This window comes from Pontiella sulfatireligans (genome assembly GCF_900890705.1).
GTDB lineage: Bacteria > Verrucomicrobiota > Kiritimatiellia > Kiritimatiellales > Pontiellaceae > Pontiella > Pontiella sulfatireligans.
This window is the reverse complement of sequence record NZ_CAAHFH010000003.1, coordinates 504,944-525,130: the sequence shown is the minus strand read 5'-3', so window position 1 is coordinate 525,130 and position 20,187 is coordinate 504,944. Positions and strand designations below refer to the sequence as shown.

The window sequence follows — 20,187 nt, the reverse complement described above, 5'->3', positions numbered from 1 at the left end:
TAAAATGCCCAACTTTTGATAATGGTGGGCATCTCATGCTGCCACCTCCAGAGCGAACAGTTTTTCAGCGGTTTTAAAATTCGGGATCTTGCAAGGATAGTGATTGATCCAGTCCTTGATCTTACGGATACCTATATAAGTAACCTTCCCGATATCGCATCCTTAGGGAATGATCTTGCGAATGATGCGGTTGGCGGTTTCGTTGGGGCCGCGTTCCCAAGACGAATAGGGGTGAGCAGAGTAGAGATTCGGGTTGGTCGATTCTTCACCGATTGCTTCAGATGCTGAGGGTGGGGTTTTGGTGAGAGATAATCTGAAAGCCCGTTCCTGTCCGTGCTGAAGAACGGATTGTTAATTGGAATGTCGGGGGGGGGGTAATGGGGTGGAGGTTAAGCGCATTTCAGGTTCTCCTAGACGGTGTTTTTTGACCGCAAAGACACTAAGGATTCCTGCTCCTTTTTACTCTTTTTCGCTATGAATAAACGGGTGGACAAAAACTATCCATTCTTTTTTTTGTGAGGCGACTTTGCCATCCGCAGGAAACGTTTATTGTGCCTCGGAGAGGGTATGAAAAGCCCTGTCCCATCTTTGCGCCTTCGTGTCTTTGCGGTCATCATTCTGAAGCGCCGAATCCAGCGGGCAACCTCGATCTTTCTATGCCTTGAATATGAAGAGGTTGCGTAGCGAATCGACTGAAAGGCAATGCTTAACCTCCTATCCATTAGGGGGGTTGGAAAATCCTTGGAGTCTCTGTGGTTCCTGCCTTCATTTATTACGGCGTAACAGATCGCAATAAAAATCTCCGCAGCAAGCTATCTCGCTTAGGCTTGCCTTTCGCTTCGCTCAAGCGGGGTTTTTTATAGGCGATCTTTCTGAGTTGTTTTTCGCCGCATGCGGCGAGTATTAGACTCAAGCTGCGCAATAAATTTTGAAAACCTCTGTTTTTTTTAAAGGGCTCCGGATAACCTGGAGCCTGTTTTTTTCAATATTCCAAACCTTTTGCTTTCGAGGTTTTAAGTAGGAAAGATTTGCAACAGCGCAAGATAAGCTATTTCTTCGGCGGGGGTTTGCGAACATTACCAATTCGATCATGAATTTAATGGCTCAAGGTTTGACATCGCTAATCCATTTCTTCATCTTACCGAACCATTTGTTGAATTTCAGTAGATTTAACCTAACAGGAGGAATGCATAATGAGTGCTCCCACAACAAACAAGAAGCTGCTCGACTGGGTAGCTGAAGTAGAAGCAATGTGCACGCCGGATCAAGTCGTCTGGTGTGACGGTTCCAAAGAAGAATATGACCGCCTGATGGCCGAAATGGTCGAATCTGGTGCGGCGATCAAGCTGAACGAAGAAAAGCGTCCGAACAGCTTTGCGTTCAACTCCGATCCGTCCGACGTAGCGCGTGTTGAAAACCGCACCTACATCGCTTCCGTTAAGGAAGAAGATGCCGGTCCTACCAACAACTGGATTGACCCGGAAGAGCTGAAAGAAACCATGCGTGGACTGTATAAGGGCTGCATGAAGGGCCGCACCATGTACATTATCCCGTTCTCCATGGGGCCTGTTGGTTCTCCGATTGCTAAAAACGCGATCGAAATCACTGACTCTGCATACGTTGTCTGCAACATGCACATCATGACCCGCGTAACGACTGAAGTTCTGCGCTTGATCGAAAAGACTGATGACTTCATTCCTTGCCTGCACTCCGTTGGTGCGCCGCTTGAAGAAGGTCAGAAAGACGTACGCTGGCCTTGCGCCCCGATCGAAAAGAAATACATCGCCCACTTCCCGGAAGAAAACCTCATCTGGTCCTTCGGTTCGGGTTACGGCGGAAACGCTCTGCTTGGCAAGAAGTGCCTGGCGCTGCGTATTGCATCTGCCATGGCCGGTCGTGAAGGCTGGATGGCCGAGCACATGCTCATCCTGCGTTTCACCAATCCGGAAGGCAAGAAATTCCACGTTGCTGCGGCATTCCCGTCTGCTTGCGGAAAAACCAACCTGGCCATGCTGCAGTCCACTGTTCCGGGCTGGAAAGTTGAAACCATTGGCGACGACATTGCCTGGATGAAGCCTGGCGCTGACGGACGTCTCTACGCGATCAATCCGGAAGCTGGATTCTTCGGTGTTGCTCCGGGTACTGCGGAATACTCCAACCCGATGGCACTTGCCGCCTGTTCGAAAGACACCATCTTCACCAACGTCGTTGTGACGGAAGACAAAGATGTGTGGTGGGAAGACATGGGCATTGATTGCGCCGGCGGAACCGATTGGAAGAACAATCCGTGGAAGCCGGGCATGAAAGACGCTGATGGCAACACCATCAAAGGCGCTCACCCGAACAGCCGTTTCTCTGCACGTGCCGCCAACTGTCCGGTCATCTGCGCTGATTGGGAAGATCCGGCCGGTGTTCCGATCGATATCTTCGTATTCGGTGGCAAGCGTACTTCGGTTATGCCGCTGGTTCACGAAGCATTTGATTTCGAACAGGGCGTATACATGGGCGCAACGGCTTCTTCCGAGCCGACTGCTGCGGCCCTCGACGTTGGTGCTAAGCTCCGCTTCGACCCCTTTGCGATGACTCCGTTCATCGGATACCACGCTGGCGACTACATGCAGCATTGGTTCGACATGGGCGAAAAGCTCGGCGACAAAGCGCCGCGTTGTTTCTACGTCAACTGGTTCCAGAAAGACGGCAAGAAGTTCCTGTGGCCTGGCTTTGGCGAAAACTCCCGCGTTCTGAAATGGATGTGCGACCGTGTTGAAGGCAAAGTTGAAGCTCGCGAAACTCCGATCGGCCTGATGCCTATCGACGGTGACCTGACCCTCGATGGCCTCGACATCCCGGCTGAAGATTGGGAAAAACTGATGAAGGTAGACACCGAAGCGTTCAAAGCCACTGTGGCTGACGCCAAGGACTATCTGGCTAAGTTTGGCGACAAGCTTCCTGCCAAGATGACTGAGCAGCTCGAAAAACTCGAAGCTCGTCTCGGCTAATTCAATCTTCGGATTGAATGATAAAAAGCGTCCCGTTCGCGGGGCGTTTTTTTTTGTGCCTGCCAAGAAGAGCGCTGGCACTCGCTGTTTCACATCGGAGCAAGACTCCGTCATGCTGTTGGGTGCATGTTGCTTCCGCAAGGAAGTGTTCTCCAGAAAGGTTTCCTTGTATGGCGGGGTCACCAGAGCAAACGATAAGCGCAGTCGTTTTCTCGGACCGTGGCAGCATGTAGACATAAAAAAAGGAGCCACCTTGCGAGGGTGGTTCCTTTGCCGATTGGTTTGTTATGCTCGGTTTATTTGAACTGCTCCATGTATTCCTGGTCTGCTTTTGAAAAGTCTCTGATGTAGAAGTCCTTCTCGTTTCCTTGCTTCTCATCCTTCAAGAAAACCTTGCTTCGGTCTTTCTTGATGTAGATGGCGCGGAAGGTGATTTTTTTGCCTCTCATGCTGATGGTCCAGTCGCGGTATTCCGGTTGCATGTCGTCGCCGCCAACCGTTTTAACTTTAGCCGGCCCCGCCGGTATTCCGCCAGCCGCTTCGCCTTCATTTCCAGGCGCTTTTACAAACGTAGTGGGGATGCCGTCGATGTTGATCCGGTCCGCCGGACCTTTCTTGCCGAGCGGCAGGATGAACGGAATGTCGTTGCCATCTTCGTCGCTTTCGCCGGAGTCCAGCAAAATAGCGCCTTCTTCATAGTCGTAGGGCTCGAACTCGGTTTCGTAGTACCCCATATATTTCGGGGTATTGTCATAAATGATTACGCGGTAGCCACTCTTTTTCAAGTTGCCGCAAAAGGCGTGGTAGTAGGTGTCGCCTACTTTGATCGGTCCAACTTTTCCGACCTTCATTTTTTCTGGGAAATGTTCAGAACCCGCTTCTTTTAGGTCTTTTTCAACGGCGGCTGTGTTTCTTGGCGCATTTTTCTTTTCCGATTTGGCGATAACGCTGGTGGCGATGCCAAACGCCAAAGTCATTGTCATCATGGTTGCGATTGTTTTTTTCATGCTCTCTCTCCTTGGTCGAGTTAGGGTGTGAAGCTCTATCTGGATTAGATCCAATGTGGTGCTAGATATATATGCTTTTGGATGAAATCTCCATATTTTTCCATACTTTTTTAAGTCATGACCGTTTATTTCGCTCGGCGACGGTAAAAACCGCTTGGCAGTCGATTGGGGTTTCTGCATAATGCGCGCCCGTTTTTAAGCTTACAACCAAGGGCTATCTATTATGTACAGTGCATCCGACTTGAAAAAGGGATTGAAAATCGAAATCGATGGCGATCCCTGCATGATTACCAACTTTGAGTTTTCCAAGCCCGGCAAGGGGCAGGCGCTCTATCGTTGCAAAATCAAAAACCTTATAACCGGCAATACCTTCGATAAAACCTACCGTTCCGTCGAAAAAGTGAACCGTTGCGCGCTCCTTTCGCGCGACTACACCTTCTCTTACATAGACGGCGGCAACTATGTGTTTTCGGACAACGAGACCTTTGAAGAGGCGCTCTTGAGCGAAGAACTGCTCGGGGACTTAAAACACTTCATCGTCGATGATATGCAGGTGGAAATCCTTTTCCACAACGAACGCGCACTCGACATCACCCTGCCGAACTTTGTGGAAATGATTGTCGCGGAAACCGAGCCCGGCGCACGCGGAGACACCGCTACCAATGTCATGAAGCCGGCTAAGCTGGAGAACGGATTCGAAATCAATGTGCCGATCTTCATCAACGAAGGCGACACCATCCGTATCGACACCCGTACCGGCACCTATGCCGACCGCGTGGCCAAGGGGTAGGAATGGTTCAAGACAGCATAACGCTGAGAGACGCCTTGATGCGACGCATCCGGGCGTTTTTTTATGAACGTGGCTTTTCGGAGGTCGAAACTCCGATCCGGGTTAAAACGCCTTGCATGGAGCTGCATATCGACGCCGAGCCGAGCGGGGATCATTTTTTGCGCACCTCGCCGGAAATGTTCCACAAGCGGCTGCTGGCGCACGGGCATGAAAAAATCTTTGAAGTGGGGAAGTGCTTCCGAAGCGGCGAGCGCGGCCCGCTGCACCATCCCGAATATACGATGATCGAATGGTACCGCGCCCAGACCGACTATCTCGGTATTCTCGAAGACACCAAGGCGCTGATTGCCACGGTTTGGGAATCTTGTTCGACGGATTGGAAGTTGATTGCGGTTTCCGAAGCCTTTCTTGAGCATGCCGGCTGGGATCCTGCGGGAAACTATGACGAAGACCGGTTCGATATCGATCTCGTCGAAAAGGTCGAGCCCGCCTTAAAGGCCATCGGCGGGCCGGTGGTGCTGATCGACTATCCGGTTGAAGCGGCGGCGCTGTCGCGACGCAAGCCGGGCAATCCGCTTTTGGCCGAGCGGTGGGAGCTATACATCGACGGCATCGAACTGGCCAACGCCTATTCCGAATTGACTGATCCGGCCGAGCAGCGTCTCCGCTTTGAGAAATGCGCGGAACATCGCAAGGCGCTTGGGGCCGCCGTTTATCCCATTGATGAGGCATTTCTCCAAGCGCTGGAAACCATGCCTCCCTCCGGTGGCGTGGCGCTGGGTGTGGACCGGCTGTTGATGCTTATTTCGGGGGCACCTTCGCTGGATCAGGTACTTCCATTTCGTTAAAGGTTGGGATGATCGGCTGTTCCAGCTCTTCCTCCGTATGGTATTTCTTAACCGTCTTGTCGAGGTTGCGCACCTGCTTGGCGACGTCGTTGAGCCGGAACTCGATGGAGTTGAGGATCCAGAACTGGAAATGCTCCACCTTGGTGGCTTTGTGCATCATCCAAATAATTTTGATCGAAACCAGCAGCACCGCGATTTCCAGCGAAAACAGGGAAGGGATCGGGGTGTGGAATTCGAAGATGTGGTGGAGAAAGTCGTTCAGCGCCAGCAATGAGATCGCTCCGATGAAAAAGAAGTTCACCCGCCGGTCGATCTTTTCGGCATGCTTGCCGCCGATCTGGCCCATGAGCTGCCGAATTTTTTCCTTCTCTTTCTTGAACTGATCCAACTCCGCCTTCAGTTTGACTGGGTCTAGTTCTTCCATGATGAAACTCCTGTTTGATTGCATCGGATTATATGGGCATTACCGCTTTCTTCAATATCTATAGATTATGAATCCGCGTCGGGCCTCTTTGATGCCTATTTTAAATTGACGGGTCTGTCGTGCAGAGGTTCTTATAGTCGGCACAGGTAGTGCGTCTTTTTAAACGGAGCTGTTTAAGGCCATGTTGCCCGATCAAATTATGAAGGGACTGATCTTCGCGACCATACTGATTGGTCTGCTGGGATTGCTTTTTAAGCGGAACTTGCTTCTACGCGTTCTTTCGATGGATGTGATGGGCACGGGAGTGATCAGCCTGTTTGTTCTTTATGCCACGCGCCACGGCAGGCGTACTCCAACCGTTTCCGAAGAAGCGGCTGTCGAACCGTATGCCGATCCCGTTCTTCAGGCGGTCATCCTTACAGCGATTGTGATCGGATTCTCTATTGTGGCACTGGTTCTGGTGCAGAGCATGTATATTGCCAAACGGTACCCCACGCTGGAAGTCGATGAAATTGAGGAACACTGGAAGGAGGATGGATGATCCTTCTGGTGGTATTTCTTCCGCTTCTGACCGGCCTGCTTTGCCTGATGTTTCATCGCGGGCTGCGGACCATGCGCCTACCCCCAATCTTCGACCACGGATCGGCGAATTTAAGGTGGAACCTGCGGTTCCCTGTTCCGTGTTCCGGCGGCCAATAAGGCCGCCCCTTTATGATGCCGTCGCTTTGCGGAGCCCGTCCCCGAAGGGGCGGCCCGGAGGGCCGAGGGCGGAGCGAAGCGACGGCATCACTTGCGATCATGTGCTGAGTGCTCCTTCCTTGAATACCTCAACGGGCGTTCGCTTGTCCAGAGCACTGTGCTTTCTCTCGTTATTGTAATACTCAAAATAGCTGCTTAGCCCTTGGTGTAATGAATGTCCGTCGCTATAGGATTGAGGATAAATCTTTTCATATTTCACGGACCACCAGAGTCGTTCGATGAAAACGTTATCCAGCGCCCGTCCGCGCCCATCCATACTGATGGTGATCTCTTTGTCGAGTAATACGCCCGTGAAGCCGCTCGATGTAAATTGTGCCCCCTGATCCGTGTTGAATATCTCAGGCGTTCCTTGCCGCAGAGCGCATTCAAGAGCATCGATACAGAACAGGCTATCCATTGTGCTTGAAAGCTCCCAGGAGAGCACATAGCGGCTGCGCCAGTCGATCACGGCAGCCAAATACATATATCCGTTACGCATTGGGATATAGGTGATGTCCGTACTCCACACCTGATTCACTCGCTCAATCTCCACGTTACGTAATAAATACGGGTATATCTTATGCCCTGACGCGGGTTTGCTCGTGTGCGGCCCGGGGGTAATAGCTTGAAGCCCCATCGTCCGCATCAAACGGGCCACCCGCTTGTAGCTGACCTCATTTTCCTTTTCTCGAAGCCAGTCCGTCATGCGTGGATAACCATATTCAGGATGCAACAGGTATCGCTCATCAATGAGTCGCATTAATCGGAGATTCTCCGCTGTTTCCGGTGCGGGTTGATAGTAGAGGCCCGACCTCGGGACGCCTGCCAGCCGACACTGTCGTCGAACCGAATAATCGGGGCTGGGGGCCACCCAGCTCCGACGTGTTGAAAGCGGCAGGCTCAGAGCTTTTTTTCGAGCCACTTCACATCCATCTTCAGTCGACCGATTTCCTCGTAAAGTGGAGCCGTCAGCTCCTCTTCAGTTTTTGCCTGCTTCTTTTTTCCCGATGCAAAAAGATCTGGAGCATTTGAAAGCAACTGTTTCTTCCAGTCCGAAATCTGGTTCGGATGAACCTGATATTCCGAAGCCAGCTCGTTGAGAGTCTTGATGCCCTTGATCGCTTCAACAGCCACTTTGGCCTTGAACTTGTCCGTGAATGTCCTACGTTTTCTTCCCATATCCATGCGTCCTTTTTTATCATTTTAAGGACGCAGATTCCACTTAAGCCGGTGGTCCTGAAATCGGGGCTAAGCGCACCATTCCTGTTTTTTCCTATCTCGTATCTGCCGCAGTGAGCCTCAGTGTTCTTGTGCAGGATTCCGCGTTGACCATGCATCTGGTCGATAGTTTCGGTGTCTCGCTGGTGCTCGATCAGACTGCGGCTTGGTTTATTCTGCTGAATGCGATTGTATCGATCGCGGTGGCCTGGCATGAGCGGTATAAGGGACGGCATCACTATTTCTTTATTCTGCTGGCGCTGCTGCACGGCTGTGTTAATGCCTGCTTTGTCAGCAACGATCTTTTTAATCTCTATGTCGTCATCGAGCTGACCACCATCTGTGCCTTTCTGCTGATCGGGCAGGGGATGTCGACCCGGCACCTCTGGAATGCGTTGCGCTACATTTTCCTGAGTAATGTCGGCATGCTCTTTTATTTGCTGGGTGTATTGCTGGTCTATGAATCGGCCGGCGACTTTTCGTTTGCCAGTGCAGTCGAGGCGCCGCCCACCGCGCGGGCGATGATTGTTACGGGGCTGCTGGTCAAGGGGGGCGTTTTTCTGCCCGGCCTGTGGCTGCCTCAGGCGCATGCGGAGGCGGATGCCGCGGTTTCCGCGCTCCTTTCCGGGGTGGTGGTAAACATCGGGCTGCTGCCGCTCATCCGGCTGGAGGCCTGTTCTCCCGATGTGGAAACTGTGATCCGGGTGGTGGGCTTCGGCGGCATTTTTACCGGACTGGCGCTGGCCTTTTTTCAGCGGGATATCAAGCGGCTGCTGGCCTGTTCCACCATTTCGCAGGTGGGATTTGTGCTGATTGCTCCTGCAGCGGGGCCGGTGTATGCCTTTGCCCATGGCATTGCCAAGGCCAGCCTGTTTTTATGTGCAGGCCGCCTGCCTGATCGTGATCTGCAGCAACTGAAGGAAAAAGGCGTGGATCGGCCGATTGCCCTGCCGATGGTGCTGGCGGCCTTGTCGATTGCCGGGTGTCCGCTGCTGTTCGGCTTTTTTGCCAAATATTCAGTCGGGGCAATACTGTCGGAGCGGGCCTACGGGCTCGTACTGCTCGCCTCGGTCGGTACGGCTGCAATTCTGACGCCGATTATTCTCATTCCGCAAAAGTCCGCTTCCTGGAGGAAATCGCCCTGGTGGCAGGCTCCGACCCTGCTGGGCGTCGTTTTACTCGTATGCGGATTTTTTTCCGGCCCATATCACCTTTCAGCTTTGCTGAAGTCGGTCGGTGTTCTGGCGGCAGGCATGTTGCTGCACAAAACGCTCCTGCAGCGGCTGTTCGCGTTTACGCTTCCGGGGGGTTGGGAAAAACTTGAACATGTGGTGGGCATGACCTGCGTTGCTCTCATTCTGCTGATCGCGGCGGTGTATCTGCCATGAGCGGCCCTTTCATACTCGCCTTCGGCGTCTGGATGCTGCTTACGGCGGACTTTTCGTGGGCCAATGTTCTGGTGGGGGTGTTTGCTGCGGCTCTGGTTTCGCTGCTGCCCCGGCATCGCTTTTCGGCCTGGCAGCTGGCCCGACTGATCCTGTCTACATTAATCCGGGTGCCGATGGCGCTTTGGGAATCGTTCTGCATTGTCTTTCTTCCCCATCCAAATGAGCGCATTTCGGCCCGCAAGCTGCATGAACCGGAAAACCGGTGGTCGGTGTTCTGCCAGACCTTTATCATTACTTTCACGCCCCGCTCGCTGGTCATCAGCGAAGACGACAAAGAGTTGCGTATTCACTCTTTGGAACGGGAGAAGAGACCATGACCATCCTTCTGGTCGCCATGCTTGTTTCGCTCCTGTTCCCGGTGGTGCATTCGTTCCGTACCGCAAGCATCTGGGAGCGGATGTTGTGCTACACCAGCATATCCACCCGCGCGGCCGTAATTCTGATCATCTTTTCGCGCTACCGTCACGATGTCATGATCGGGCTGGTGGCGGTGATTGTTCTTTGCGTCGGAAATTCAGGACTTCTGCTGCTGGCCCAGCTGATTAAAGGAATGGAGGACGAATGCGATTAATCCTGGCAAGTCTGCTGGCGGGCATCGGCGCATTTCTCTGGATCTGGGGTGCAGTCTGTCTGACTGGAAAGAAGAGCTATTTCTGGAAAATCCATGCGCTGGGTATTTCGGATACGGTCGGCTCGCTCTTCATTCTGTCCGGTGCGCTTGTGCATTCCACCGAATATTGGCCGCATGTTGTGCTGGCCATGGCTTCGGTCGCCTTCTGGGGAACCGCGTTCTCGTTCGTGCTGGCCCGTTTGGGTGGCAACCGCCACGGGGAGGAACAGAAATGAACGGCTGGATTGAAGTTTTCATTGTGGCGCTGCTTCCCCTTACGGCCCTATTTGCCGTACTGCAGACGCAGGCTTACTCTGCGCTGGTTTTGCGCGGAATGATGGGTGTTGTGGCGGTGCTGCTCTACACCGTGCTGGGTGCGCCCGATGTGGCGCTGACCGAAGCGCTGGTGGGTACGCTGCTGACCGTTATTCTCTATGCTGTAACCGTGCGTTCCACGCAGGTGGTGAGGGTGGGGCTGTTGGCCGATCGGGCAGCCGGTGTTGCGATCAAGCAGTTATGCAAAACGCATAAACTGTCGATGCGCAAGGTGGTCTTCCCCGGAGAAAAGGAACTGGTCGAGGCGCTCAAAGCAGGACGTGTTGATGCCGTATGCGTTGAGTTCGGTTTGGCTCCGGCGCTGCACCCGCTGTTTCCTCCGGAGCAACCTGCAGACCGGCTCATCACGGTGTTGGCAGAACACGGAAAGTGGCACGAAAGAAAGCTCAACGCGCTGTCGAGTGAAGACGAGCCGATCGTTCGCCTGAGATATCGGGAGAGAGGGGGGATCCGATGATGCGTTGGGTGTATGTGTGCATTATTTCAATCGTCTTCATCAGGCTGGCCGTGCTGCCCCCGCCAGCGGGCGAGGCCATGCAGACCGGCATTGCCGAGATGGTTGTTCAGGAGGCTCATGTTCCAAACAGCGTGGCAGGAATTCTGTTGCGGAACCGCCTGTACGATACCATTTTTGAGGTCTTTGTTTTCACGCTGGCGGTGCTGGGCGTGCAGTATGCTCTTTCGTTGCATACCACGGAAAAAGACATTTTCTATATGCAGGATCCCTCCATGGTGATTCTTGCGCGAATTGCGGCGATGGTTTCCGCTCTGATTTTTCTAGAGCTCGCCCTGCGCGGGCATCTGGCGCCGGGCGGCGGGTTTGCCGCCGGTGTGGCCGGCGGTTCGGCCATCGGGCTGGTTACCCTCACCGGCAATGTCGATTCGCTGTATGCATTTTATCAGCGGCGGCATATTGCCACCGTCGAAAAGTTTATCGTGCTTCTGATTCTGGGGTTTGGAGTCGCCTTTTTGCTCTATCCGGATGCGCAGCTGCTCGGCCGGCCAATCAGTGCCTCGGCGATTATTATGCTGAATATCCTGATTGCCGCCAAGGTGGCGATCGGCTCCTGGACCATCGTACTGCTTTTTATCCGTCACCGTGGACTGCTTTAGTTTTAAGCCGCCTGCCGGCGCTCTAGGCCGCTTTCATCAACAAATTTGCGTGTCAATCACGAGGGTGCATGCTAGAACCCTCGCTCAATTTTAGAGGGTGGTTTTGAATGGGGAATAAACTGAAGATCGCAATAGCCTGCGGCGGCACGGGGGGGCATATCTTCCCGGGGCTGGCGACGGGGCTGGCATTGATCGAGCGCGGGCATGATGTAACGCTTTGGATGGCCGGTAAGGATGTGGAGCACGATGCGGTTGCAAGCTGGCCGGGCAAAGTGGTGACGATTCCCTCCGAAGGCTTTCAGTTCGGCTTGTCGCTGCGCAGCGTGCGCACGGTGTTCCGGCTCTATAAAGCATACCGCTGCGCACTGCCGGTTATGCGCAAGCAGTCGCCCGACGTGGTACTGGCCATGGGCAGCTATGCGTCGTACGGCCCCGTCAAGGCGGCTTTGAAACTCGGCATTCCCTATGTGTTGCATGAAGCCAACATGGTGCCCGGCCGGGCGGTGTCGTATTTGGCGCGCAAGGCCGCATCCGTGGCCATCAGTTTTGAAAAAACCAACTACTACCTCAAGCACGACAACATTTCCTCAACGGGAATGCCGTTGCGCAAAGAGCTTCAGCAGGCCAGCGCACAGGCGCGCGCCGAATGGAAGGAAGGCACTCCGTTGCGCATTCTGGTGATGGGCGGCAGTCGCGGTGCGCAAGCGCTGAACGCAACCGTTCCCCGCGCCATCGTCGCCGCTTCCGAAAAAGGTGTGCAGTTGGAAATCGAGCATATTGCGGGAATACAGAACGCAGAAGAGGTCGCGGCGGTCTATAAACAGGCCGGCGTAAAAGCGACGGTCCACCATTTTGTGCAGGATATGGAGAGCATTTACCTCAACGTCAACCTCGCGGTCTGTCGTTCCGGCGCGGCGTCGTGCGCCGAGCTGGCCGTTTTCGGCGTGCCCGCGCTGCTGGTTCCCTATCCGTTCGCCGCCAAAAACCACCAAATGAGCAATGCGCGTGCCTTGCAGGATTCCGGCGCGGCCGATGTTGTGGCGCAAGAGGATCTGAGCGGCACGTGGCTGTGCGACTATCTCGTTAGCGTGGCGGAAAAGCCGGAGCGTTTGGAGCGTATGGCTGTGGCCATGAAAAAACGCGCGCAGACCAATGCCGCGGAACAGCTGGCCGTCTTGCTCGAACAGGTGGGCGGAGCATAGCCGTGAATCCGGTCGATCAAGCCGAGCTTTTGATCGGACAGGGCGGACGCGTCCACTTGATGGGCATTGGCGGCATCGGTATGTCTGGCGTGGCTTGGCTTCTAAAGGCTCGCGGATTTTTCGTTAGCGGCTGCGATCTGCAAGGCAACCGCCAAACGCAATGGCTTCTCAAAAACGGAATCTCCATTGCTGCTGGGCATCATGAATCACATGTCGATAAAAACGTCGATTGGCTCATTCGCTCCACGGCGGTTCCCGACTTCCATCCCGAAGTTCGCCGGGCGTTGGAGCTGGGCATCCCTGTTTCGCGCCGTGGCGAAGTGCTGCCGGCGCTTATGCGCGCCCGCACCTGCATCGCCGTGAGCGGCACGCACGGAAAAACCACCACGACAGCGGTACTTGCCCAGGTGCTGGGTTGCGGCTATTGCGTCGGCGGCGAAATCGCCGGCATCGAGGGTGTGGCCCAAGACGGCGAAATCATGGTGGTCGAAGCCGATGAATCCGACGGCACCGTTGCCGGCTACACACCCGACTATGCCGTGATCACCAACATTGAATACGACCACATGGAGCATCACGACTCTGAAGAGGCATTCGTCGGATGTTTCGACCGGCTGATCGCAAATACCAAGCAAACGGTGTTCTACTGCGGCGCTGACCCGATTGCATCAAAGCTGTGCTCCGGCAATCCAAAGTGCAAACCGTATTGTTTTCCCGAATCGCGCCTATCGCTTCCGTTGCCCGGAAACCACAACCAGTGGAATGCTTCCGCTGCCATGGCCGTGGCCAAACTCTGGAAGCCGGAGCAAGAAATTGTGCAAGCTTTGGAAACGCTGAAACCGATTCGCCGGCGTTTTGAAACGGTGTTCGAGTCCGGGGGGGTCCGTATCGTTTCCGACTATGCGCACCATCCGACCGAAATTGCGGCGCTGATCCAAACGGCGCTGGAGCTGAAGCCCAAGCGGTTGCTCGGCGTTTTCCAGCCTCACCGCTATACTAGGACGCTCGCGCTCGGGCCGGATTTCCCTTCAAGTTTCCAAGGGGTGGAAAAACTCTGGCTCGCTCCGGTCTACGCCGCCTCTGAGTCCCCGCTCGAAGGGGGGACTTCGCCGGATTTGGCGCGCCGCTTTCCCTCGGATTGGAACGGCCGCTTGATCGAGTGTCCATCGTTGGGAACCGCTTGGGCCGATATCCAGCTTGAGTTGCGCGAAGGCGACCTGCTTCTCATCATTGGGGCAGGCGACATCGAACAGATAGCGGATTGGGCGCGCGGTTGATCTATTGCGCGCGGAGCTGCTGCTCCTGCTGGGCGGCGGCGCGTTTGGCCTCCATCGGCAGGTTCGGATTGAGCTTGGCCTTTTTATAGGTTTCGATGGCTTCGGCGATGCGGCCTTCGCGCTGGTAGTTGTTCGCGAGCATAAAATAGGTTTCGGGGGTGGCGTTGCCGGTTTCGATGACTTTCTGCAGCACCGACTCGGTTTCGGCGGCGCGTCCGGCCTGACTGAGGAAATACAGGTAGGACGAGGTGTAGTTCCAGTTGCCCGGAACCAACACGGCAGCGCTTTCCAGCCATTGGAAGCCTTCAGGCTTGTTGTCGCGAGCAAGCAGGACGCCGAGGTTGTAGGCGGCCTGCGCCATTTGCGGGTCAGTCTTGAGCGTGGCGCGCAGATGCTTTTCGGCTTCATCGAGTTTGCCGAACTCAGCATCAAGCAGGGCAATGTTAAAGTTGACCATCGGGTTTTCCGGTTCGATTGTTAGTGCTTTCTGGAGCATTTCGTAGGCGTTGGTGCTGTTGCCGGAGCGGGCATGAACCATGGAGGCGTTGATCAAGGGCTGGATAACGTCGTTGCGCAGCTCCATCGATTTTTCGTAGGCGGCGAGCGACTTTTCCGGATCGCCCATGCGGTCGTGGTAGATGCCCTGATTATAGTGGGAGGACCAGCGGTCGGGGAAGATGATGAGCGAATTCCAGTATTCGGCGTGGGCTTTTTCGTAGGCCGCTTGCTCTTCTTTTGAATAACCGGAGAGGTCGCGGTCGAGCAGGGCGCCAGCGGCGCGGATACGCACGGTGCGGTAGCGGTCGGAGGTGGCTTTTAACAGCCCTTTGGTGGTTTCCGGTGCAAGGCAGTATTGCAGCGAGGCTGCGGCGGTGGCACGCACCCATTCATGCTTGTTTTCAAGTTGTTTCCGGATGGCGGGCCATTTTTCGGTGTGGGGGCAGTTGTTGAGCAGGCGCAGGATGGCCACGGCGGAGGGGGAGTCGCATTGGGGGCTGTCGAGGTAGGTCAGAATTTCGGGCAGCTTGTCCCAGTTGCCGACACGGCAAAACTGGATGATGCGGCCCAGTTCAAGAATGGGGGCACCGGAATCGGTGCCGAACCATTCCTTCACATGTTGGTCGGCCCATTCCATATCTTCCTTTTTATGGGCTTTAAAATCCCCCCACATGGCATCCTTGTCGTGGTGGCAAAGGTTGCAGGCGTTGGGCGAGCCAAATTCGAGCGAGGCGGCCGGGGAGGGCGGGCGGAAGGTGTGGTCGGAACGCGACATGAAGGCCTGCGCCGTGACCGGCATGTGGCAATCGATGCAGGTTACGCCGGTTTCCGCAGCATGGTGCGAGTGAAGGTGAATGTTTTCAACGCGCTTTTTATGGCAGGGCAGGCATGCCTGGGTGGGGTTGTCCTTGAAGCGAAACCGCCCGCTGGAGGTGTGGCAGTGAATGCATTCGAGCTCGCCTGCAATGGAACACGAGTTGGCCATCCAGCCGGTCTGCGTATAGTTTTCGCCGAGGTCGCGTCCGTCGGGCCAGAAGTCGCGGTCCTCGTAGGAGGTCAGGTCGTAGTGGTCGAAATAGAGTTCGCCGGGGGTGAAGTCGCGGGTGAGGATGGTGCCTTTGGCGTGGCAGGGGCCGCAAGTGGCGTCGCGCTGGGCCAGATTGAGATCGCCGTGGAAGGTGAGCAGCTTGAGATCTTTCAGTTCTTCGCCTTTTGCTGCGGCTTCTTCGGCGGCTTTAACGTGCGCCTCGGCGGGGCCGTGGCAGGTTTCGCAGTTGATGCCGGGCTCTTTCCAAGTGGTGGTGTAGCTGTCGTCTTCGGGGTTGTAGTTTTTTTCGAGCTGGCTCACATGGCAGTCGTGGCAGGAGGTATTGAAGGTAAGCTGCCGATCCGTCCAATGCAGCGCTTCGTCCTGCGGCTCGCCTTCGAGGAAGTTGCGAACCATGCTTCCCGCGGAATCGTACCATTTGCCTTGGTGGACATAGTAGGCAACGGGAGCCACCTGCAGTTTTCCCTTGTCCATCGGGATCAGGAAATAGCGCACGTTGCGGCCGCCGAACGAAAAGCGCAGGCGCCAGGTCTTTTCTGCGCCGCAGGGTGAAATGCTGCGCAGGATGCCTCCATGCTCATCGAATTCGACAATGAATTTTTCCTCGCCGACCTGGATGGGTTCCTTCATTGGCTCAAGGGTTTTGGCCAGCGACACACTGAACGCTTCCATGGCTTTGCCGTGGTGCGAGGTGCTCCATAATTCATAGAAGCGCTCATGGCAGCCGATGCAGTCGGACGAGCCGAGATATTCGCCTTGGTCGGTGAAGTCAATGGCGTGGGAGGAGAGCCCTGCCGCCAGAATAGAGGACATAAGAAGGAGTTTGGGGAGATTTATATTCATAATGGAGCCATTAAACGATTTGACCCGTGCGATGTACAGCCCTTTTACAATGCCGATGCATATAAATAAGACGAGCGCTTTCTACTGGTTTTGACCGCGGAGGCCGATTATGTTCCAGCCTTTATGAGTGAGAGCAAAACGACCATTTTATTTGATTTCGACGGCACGCTGGCCGAGACGATGATGCTGATTTATAAGGTATTCAACCGTTTGTCCTCCGTCTATGGATACCGCCGCCTGCCCGAAGATGAGATTGAAACGGTGCGGCATCTCAACATGCTTGATTTTATTGCATATACCGGCATTCCGCGTTGGAAGGTTCCGATTATTGCCATCCACGCCCGCCGGTTGATGCACTCCGAGATCCATGCCGTCCACCCGCCGGCCGGATTGGTCGAGGTGTTGACGGAGATTCACGAGAGCGGCGCCTACTGCATGGATATCCTGACCTCGAACCGCAGGAAAAACGTGCTGAAGTTTTTGGCGGAGCATTCGATGGGCTGGTTTGATGAGGTGCATACCACCCGCGCTATTTTGAGCAAGAAGCGCCGGGTTGAAAAATATATCCGCCATAACGGGCTCGATCCCCAGAAGCTCTATTACATTGGCGACACGTCCGTTGATGTGGAGAGCGCGCGCCATGCGGGCGCCAAGGTGATTGCCGTTAGCTGGGGGCTCAATACTGCTGAAGCGCTGGCCCGCTGCAATCCGGACCACTTAGTGGATCATCCTTCGCAGCTGCTAGACATCTTTCCGGCGGGCTGATTAGCGCCCTCCGCCACCGCCTCGTCCGCCGCCGCCTGGGCCTCCGCGTCCGCCGCTAGGCATCCGAATCGAGGTGGCGTCAATGATGTCCTCCACATGGGTGGCGAAATCCTGGGCCTCCTCGCCTTCATAGCCCAAATCCGTGCCGAGCTGCTTGAACATGACGGTGCGTTCTTGAGTCAAGAGCGGGCGGACGTCGTTCATTTCTGTGAAAAGCTCCTTCATGGCCTCTCGGTCCGGTGGCTGCTCCGGATCCTGAAACTGAGCGCTCAGTTCCCACACCCGGGCCATCTTTTCAACGAGCTGTTCGTGGGTGGCCCGTTCCTCTTCCGTCATATTAGAGGTGTCAAGATCCATGAAGGTGGCGGTGCGTTCGGCCAAGTTGTAGCGCATCTGCTGCTGGCGCTCTTCCTTTTTTTGAATCATTTCGGCATAGCCTTCGGGATCCTCATCCTTCATTCGCGCCATCCGGTCTTCGAACGATTCGCGCTCTTTCTTCGGCTCTTCTTCCGCGACGTTCGGCGCGGTCTGCAGAACGACTAGGGCATTGGTGCCGTCAGCGGTTGCCTCAGCCGTTAGGACGGGTTTCGGGGCCGGGGAACGCCGGCGTGGCGCGCGATCTTTTTGTGCGGCCAGTTTTTGCTGCAACGCCTGAATTTCGGCTTCCGCTAGCTTTCGTTGTTTACCGGCTTTTACGGCAAACGAAATGCTCGTTAGCGCGATTAAAACGGATGCGGCAATGATCAATAGGGATGCTCTTTTTTCCATAGTCTGGTCTCCAATATTCTCAAACAACGCAGAACCTCTAGGATTTGTTGTTGAAAATATCATTTTTTAGCCGATGCCGGTTTTTGTTGCGCCATGGCTTCGATGGTTAGGTCTCGCCGCAAAGTTGAAATGCGACGCCGCTGGACGCCCGGTGAAAACCATTTCGCCACAACTCGCCAATGGATCGTACGCCGAAACCGAAACCGGCTACGATGCCAACGGCAACGTCGAATGGGTGAAGGATGCCAGCGGCAACATCTCGATGAGCATCTACGACTACCGCACCCGCGACTACGCTTACGACCGTGTCGGCAACCGCACCAACGTCGTGGAATCCGCCGATGTCCATGCAACCGTTTCCTGCTCTTGCGACGCGCTCAACCGCATCGGAACCATCGTCGAAGGCACCAATACGACCACCTACGGTTACGACCTCAATTCAAAGCCCGTTTACCGCGAATACCCGACGGGGGTCGAGGAAGTGCGCTCGTTCGATCCCATGGGACGCCTGCTCACCATGACCACCACCAATATGAATGTGGCCGACAACGGCTGGTTCTCAATGGCCTACGAATACGACCTCGTTGGTTCCGCGCTCAAGATGGCCCAGACCTCGGCCAATCTTCTCGGCACACAGGATGCCGTCACCACCTGGGAGTACGACGACCGCTGCAGGCTGACGGCAGAAACCGTGGCGCTGGATTCCGATCCGGCGTCTACACGCACAGAATACACCTGGGACAACGCCGACAACCGCCGCTCGATGACCAAGTATGTTGGAGGGTCGTTGGCCTCAACGACCACCTACACCAACAACGCCCTCAACCAGCTGACCGGCTATGTAGCCGAGGCCCCCGGCCTCGCCACTACCAACGTTGTTTTCGCCTATGACGCCAACGGATCACGCACGAATAAATCCGTTAGTATCGCAGGCGGCTCGCCTGCCTCGTCCGCCTGCACCTATGATGAGGACAACCGTTTGGTGGCCGCGGCGCTCAATGGATCGGCGACCACCCACACCTTCGCCTACGACTACCGCTCGCGGCGCTACTACCGTTCCACGCCGACCACGTCGCATATGTTCTGTGTCTTCGACGGCGGCCTCTCCATCCAGGAGCACGAGACCGCCAGTTCGGACTTAACACTTAACCCCCTAACACTTAACACGGTACAAACGGAGTTTGTACGAGGCGAAGGTATGGGCGGCGGCGTTGGCGGCATGGTTTACTCCATCAAACGCTCCGAGGATCCTCAACTCCCAACTCCAAACAACAAACTTCAAACTCCTTTATTCTCGCACGCCAACCACCGCGGTGATGTAATTGCCCGCAGTAACGCAAGTGGTTCTTTGACATCTTTCGCACTGTACGAGGCGTACGGAACACGGCCCTATGAATGGGGCGACGATCCCGACCGCCAGAAAGCCAACACCAAGGAAGAGGAGTCCGATCTACAGTTGCTCAACGAAGGCATGCGCTACCGCGACCTCGAAACCGGTACCTTCCTGACGAGAGACCCGATCGGGTACGCAGATGGCCCCAACGTCTACTGCTACGTGCACTGCAATCCGATTACGCACTTCGATGCGCTTGGATTAGAAGAAGAGGCTGTCTCAGATGACAACTCATTAACTGCAGCAGCAACACAGGATGGAACATTGAGTGCCGTTGATGCCTTGACGGAGGAAACGGCTCCCTCGTTTGTGCCAGAACCACAGACACCTCAATATGGTCCAACTATTGCCGCTGCAGAGGCGCAGTCGAGCAGCCAGCAAGCTGATGGAAGTGTTAGTGGCACTGCATCAGATACTCCGAGGGAAAATGAAAAGCTTTTAAATGAGGCTGGTGTGGGTACCCAAAATCAACAGAGGGAACAACAGATAGATCCAGATGTTTATCTAAATCCCAGAGTGTACCCGCCACCACCTGAAGGCTCTCCGGCTGCTAGAGGTCAGAAACAATTTGACGAGGATCAACTAGCCCAATGGTGGGTGGAAAACCGCATTGTAGACGCGGCAACCGGGGTAACGTATCCGCCACCGACACCCACCGAAACATTCACCACGATTGTTTCAGCCGGTGGTGATGTAATGACCGCATTGGGAGGGGTAAACCCTGTTAATGTTGGGAACGCCGTGGGTGACACGATTACAGGAAATCCTCCGGGCAGTGGAATTATCGGTGTAGCCCGTGGAGCTCAGGAATTTAAGCAAAATGCTGAAACCCAGCAGAGGGTTGGATCAGGAAGCCGTTAGC

At 55.0% G+C, this 20,187-nt stretch carries 19 protein-coding genes; 14 read left to right on the top strand and 5 right to left on the bottom strand.

The window, feature by feature from the left end:
• The first annotated feature begins 1,193 nt into the window (after positions 1 to 1,193).
• On the top strand, positions 1,194 to 2,999 hold the full coding sequence (locus tag SCARR_RS26585; protein ID WP_136065530.1) for a phosphoenolpyruvate carboxykinase (GTP): 1,806 nt from the start codon (positions 1,194 to 1,196) through the stop codon (positions 2,997 to 2,999).
• Between the two features lie 296 nt (positions 3,000 to 3,295).
• Here the strand turns inward: SCARR_RS26585 and SCARR_RS26580 are convergent, their stop codons facing one another.
• Positions 3,296 to 4,006 carry a hypothetical protein gene (locus SCARR_RS26580; RefSeq protein WP_136065528.1) on the bottom strand — a complete coding sequence of 237 codons (711 nt, stop codon included), beginning with the start codon at positions 4,004 to 4,006 and terminating at the stop codon, positions 3,296 to 3,298.
• A 223-nt stretch (positions 4,007 to 4,229) separates the two neighbouring features.
• Between SCARR_RS26580 and efp the strand changes: the two genes are divergently transcribed.
• On the top strand, positions 4,230 to 4,796 hold the full coding sequence (efp, locus tag SCARR_RS26575; RefSeq protein ID WP_136065526.1) for an elongation factor P: 567 nt from the start codon (positions 4,230 to 4,232) through the stop codon (positions 4,794 to 4,796).
• A gap of 38 nt (positions 4,797 to 4,834) precedes the next feature.
• Positions 4,835 to 5,644, top strand: a complete 810-nt coding sequence (epmA, locus tag SCARR_RS26570) for an EF-P lysine aminoacylase EpmA (RefSeq protein ID WP_246044549.1) — start codon at positions 4,835 to 4,837, stop codon at positions 5,642 to 5,644.
• Here the strand turns inward: epmA and SCARR_RS26565 are convergent.
• Entirely contained in the window at positions 5,598 to 6,068 is a 471-nt protein-coding gene (locus tag SCARR_RS26565) for a hypothetical protein (RefSeq protein WP_136065522.1), read from the bottom strand. The genes epmA and SCARR_RS26565 overlap by 47 nt on opposite strands.
• Before the next feature lie 196 nt (positions 6,069 to 6,264).
• Between SCARR_RS26565 and SCARR_RS26560 the strand changes: the two genes are divergently transcribed.
• Positions 6,265 to 6,609 carry an NADH-quinone oxidoreductase subunit K gene (locus tag SCARR_RS26560; RefSeq protein WP_136065797.1) on the top strand — a complete coding sequence of 115 codons (345 nt, stop codon included), beginning with the start codon at positions 6,265 to 6,267 and terminating at the stop codon, positions 6,607 to 6,609.
• A 255-nt stretch (positions 6,610 to 6,864) separates the two neighbouring features.
• On the opposite strand, the gene SCARR_RS26555 is transcribed toward SCARR_RS26560, so the two are convergent.
• Positions 6,865 to 7,985 (bottom strand): IS3 family transposase gene (locus SCARR_RS26555; RefSeq protein ID WP_407984754.1). Its coding sequence is split into 2 segments (ribosomal slippage): positions 6,865 to 7,719 and positions 7,722 to 7,985, totalling 1,119 coding nucleotides; the frame shifts between segments, so codons are not numbered across the junction.
• A gap of 152 nt (positions 7,986 to 8,137) precedes the next feature.
• Here SCARR_RS26555 and SCARR_RS26550 point away from each other — a divergent pair.
• The 8 genes from SCARR_RS26550 to SCARR_RS26515 all read left to right on the top strand — a co-directional run bounded on the left by SCARR_RS26550 (position 8,138) and on the right by SCARR_RS26515 (position 14,010).
• Complete coding sequence (locus SCARR_RS26550; RefSeq protein WP_168433645.1) at positions 8,138 to 9,412, top strand: proton-conducting transporter transmembrane domain-containing protein; 1,275 nt, start codon at positions 8,138 to 8,140, stop codon at positions 9,410 to 9,412.
• Entirely contained in the window at positions 9,409 to 9,789 is a 381-nt protein-coding gene (locus SCARR_RS26545) for a Na+/H+ antiporter subunit E (protein ID WP_136065518.1), read from the top strand. Before SCARR_RS26550 ends, SCARR_RS26545 begins: the two co-directional genes overlap by 4 nt.
• A complete protein-coding gene (locus SCARR_RS26540) occupies positions 9,786 to 10,043 on the top strand; it encodes a hypothetical protein (protein WP_136065516.1) in 258 nt (85 codons plus the stop codon). The genes SCARR_RS26545 and SCARR_RS26540 overlap by 4 nt, the downstream gene beginning before the upstream one ends.
• A complete protein-coding gene (locus SCARR_RS26535; protein WP_136065514.1) occupies positions 10,034 to 10,318 on the top strand; it encodes a monovalent cation/H(+) antiporter subunit G in 285 nt (94 codons plus the stop codon). The genes SCARR_RS26540 and SCARR_RS26535 overlap by 10 nt, the downstream gene beginning before the upstream one ends.
• Positions 10,315 to 10,875 carry a hydrogenase subunit MbhD domain-containing protein gene (locus SCARR_RS26530; protein WP_136065512.1) on the top strand — a complete coding sequence of 187 codons (561 nt, stop codon included), beginning with the start codon at positions 10,315 to 10,317 and terminating at the stop codon, positions 10,873 to 10,875. Before SCARR_RS26535 ends, SCARR_RS26530 begins: the two co-directional genes overlap by 4 nt.
• Positions 10,872 to 11,531, top strand: coding sequence for an MnhB domain-containing protein (locus SCARR_RS26525; protein WP_222846480.1), 660 nt, complete (start codon positions 10,872 to 10,874; stop codon positions 11,529 to 11,531). The genes SCARR_RS26530 and SCARR_RS26525 overlap by 4 nt, the downstream gene beginning before the upstream one ends.
• 107 nt (positions 11,532 to 11,638) lie before the next feature.
• The gene (murG, locus tag SCARR_RS26520; RefSeq protein ID WP_136065511.1) at positions 11,639 to 12,733 is read left to right on the top strand and encodes an undecaprenyldiphospho-muramoylpentapeptide beta-N-acetylglucosaminyltransferase; all 1,095 of its coding nucleotides are present in this window, start codon (positions 11,639 to 11,641) and stop codon (positions 12,731 to 12,733) included.
• 2 nt (positions 12,734 to 12,735) lie between these two features.
• A complete protein-coding gene (locus SCARR_RS26515) occupies positions 12,736 to 14,010 on the top strand; it encodes a UDP-N-acetylmuramate--L-alanine ligase (RefSeq protein WP_136065509.1) in 1,275 nt (424 codons plus the stop codon).
• A gap of 1 nt (position 14,011) precedes the next feature.
• Here SCARR_RS26515 and SCARR_RS26510 read toward each other — a convergent pair whose 3' ends face one another.
• Complete coding sequence (locus tag SCARR_RS26510) at positions 14,012 to 16,399, bottom strand: ammonia-forming cytochrome c nitrite reductase subunit c552 (protein WP_136065507.1); 2,388 nt, start codon at positions 16,397 to 16,399, stop codon at positions 14,012 to 14,014.
• Positions 16,400 to 16,522: 123 nt separating this feature from the next.
• Here SCARR_RS26510 and SCARR_RS26505 point away from each other — a divergent pair, with 123 nt between their 5' ends.
• Complete coding sequence (locus SCARR_RS26505; protein WP_136065505.1) at positions 16,523 to 17,164, top strand: HAD hydrolase-like protein; 642 nt, start codon at positions 16,523 to 16,525, stop codon at positions 17,162 to 17,164.
• On the opposite strand, the gene SCARR_RS26500 is transcribed toward SCARR_RS26505, so the two are convergent.
• The gene (locus tag SCARR_RS26500) at positions 17,165 to 17,932 is read right to left on the bottom strand and encodes a hypothetical protein (RefSeq protein WP_136065503.1); all 768 of its coding nucleotides are present in this window, start codon (positions 17,930 to 17,932) and stop codon (positions 17,165 to 17,167) included. It abuts the gene before it with no gap.
• Positions 17,933 to 18,083: 151 nt separating this feature from the next.
• On the opposite strand from SCARR_RS26500, the gene SCARR_RS26495 reads away from it, so the two are divergent.
• Entirely contained in the window at positions 18,084 to 20,186 is a 2,103-nt protein-coding gene (locus tag SCARR_RS26495) for an RHS repeat-associated core domain-containing protein (protein ID WP_168433644.1), read from the top strand.
• Position 20,187 lies beyond the last annotated feature (1 nt).

What these genes read in the sequence shown, in the direction of transcription:
- SCARR_RS26535 (WP_136065514.1), top strand. Translation starts at nt 10,034, where the DNA reads ATGCGATTAATCCTGGCAAGTCTGCTGGCGGGCATCGGCGCATTTCTC.
- efp (WP_136065526.1), top strand. Translation starts at nt 4,230, where the DNA reads ATGTACAGTGCATCCGACTTGAAAAAGGGATTGAAAATCGAAATCGAT.
- SCARR_RS26585 (WP_136065530.1), top strand. Translation starts at nt 1,194, where the DNA reads ATGAGTGCTCCCACAACAAACAAGAAGCTGCTCGACTGGGTAGCTGAA.
- SCARR_RS26580 (WP_136065528.1), bottom strand. Translation starts at nt 4,006, where the DNA reads ATGAAAAAAACAATCGCAACCATGATGACAATGACTTTGGCGTTTGGC.
- epmA (WP_246044549.1), top strand. Translation starts at nt 4,835, where the DNA reads ATGCGACGCATCCGGGCGTTTTTTTATGAACGTGGCTTTTCGGAGGTC.
- SCARR_RS26530 (WP_136065512.1), top strand. Translation starts at nt 10,315, where the DNA reads ATGAACGGCTGGATTGAAGTTTTCATTGTGGCGCTGCTTCCCCTTACG.
- SCARR_RS26545 (WP_136065518.1), top strand. Translation starts at nt 9,409, where the DNA reads ATGAGCGGCCCTTTCATACTCGCCTTCGGCGTCTGGATGCTGCTTACG.
- SCARR_RS26525 (WP_222846480.1), top strand. Translation starts at nt 10,872, where the DNA reads ATGATGCGTTGGGTGTATGTGTGCATTATTTCAATCGTCTTCATCAGG.
- murG (WP_136065511.1), top strand. Translation starts at nt 11,639, where the DNA reads ATGGGGAATAAACTGAAGATCGCAATAGCCTGCGGCGGCACGGGGGGG.
- SCARR_RS26500 (WP_136065503.1), bottom strand. Translation starts at nt 17,932, where the DNA reads ATGGAAAAAAGAGCATCCCTATTGATCATTGCCGCATCCGTTTTAATC.
- SCARR_RS26550 (WP_168433645.1), top strand. Translation starts at nt 8,138, where the DNA reads ATGCATCTGGTCGATAGTTTCGGTGTCTCGCTGGTGCTCGATCAGACT.
- SCARR_RS26540 (WP_136065516.1), top strand. Translation starts at nt 9,786, where the DNA reads ATGACCATCCTTCTGGTCGCCATGCTTGTTTCGCTCCTGTTCCCGGTG.
- SCARR_RS26565 (WP_136065522.1), bottom strand. Translation starts at nt 6,068, where the DNA reads ATGGAAGAACTAGACCCAGTCAAACTGAAGGCGGAGTTGGATCAGTTC.
- SCARR_RS26505 (WP_136065505.1), top strand. Translation starts at nt 16,523, where the DNA reads ATGAGTGAGAGCAAAACGACCATTTTATTTGATTTCGACGGCACGCTG.
- SCARR_RS26510 (WP_136065507.1), bottom strand. Translation starts at nt 16,399, where the DNA reads ATGAATATAAATCTCCCCAAACTCCTTCTTATGTCCTCTATTCTGGCG.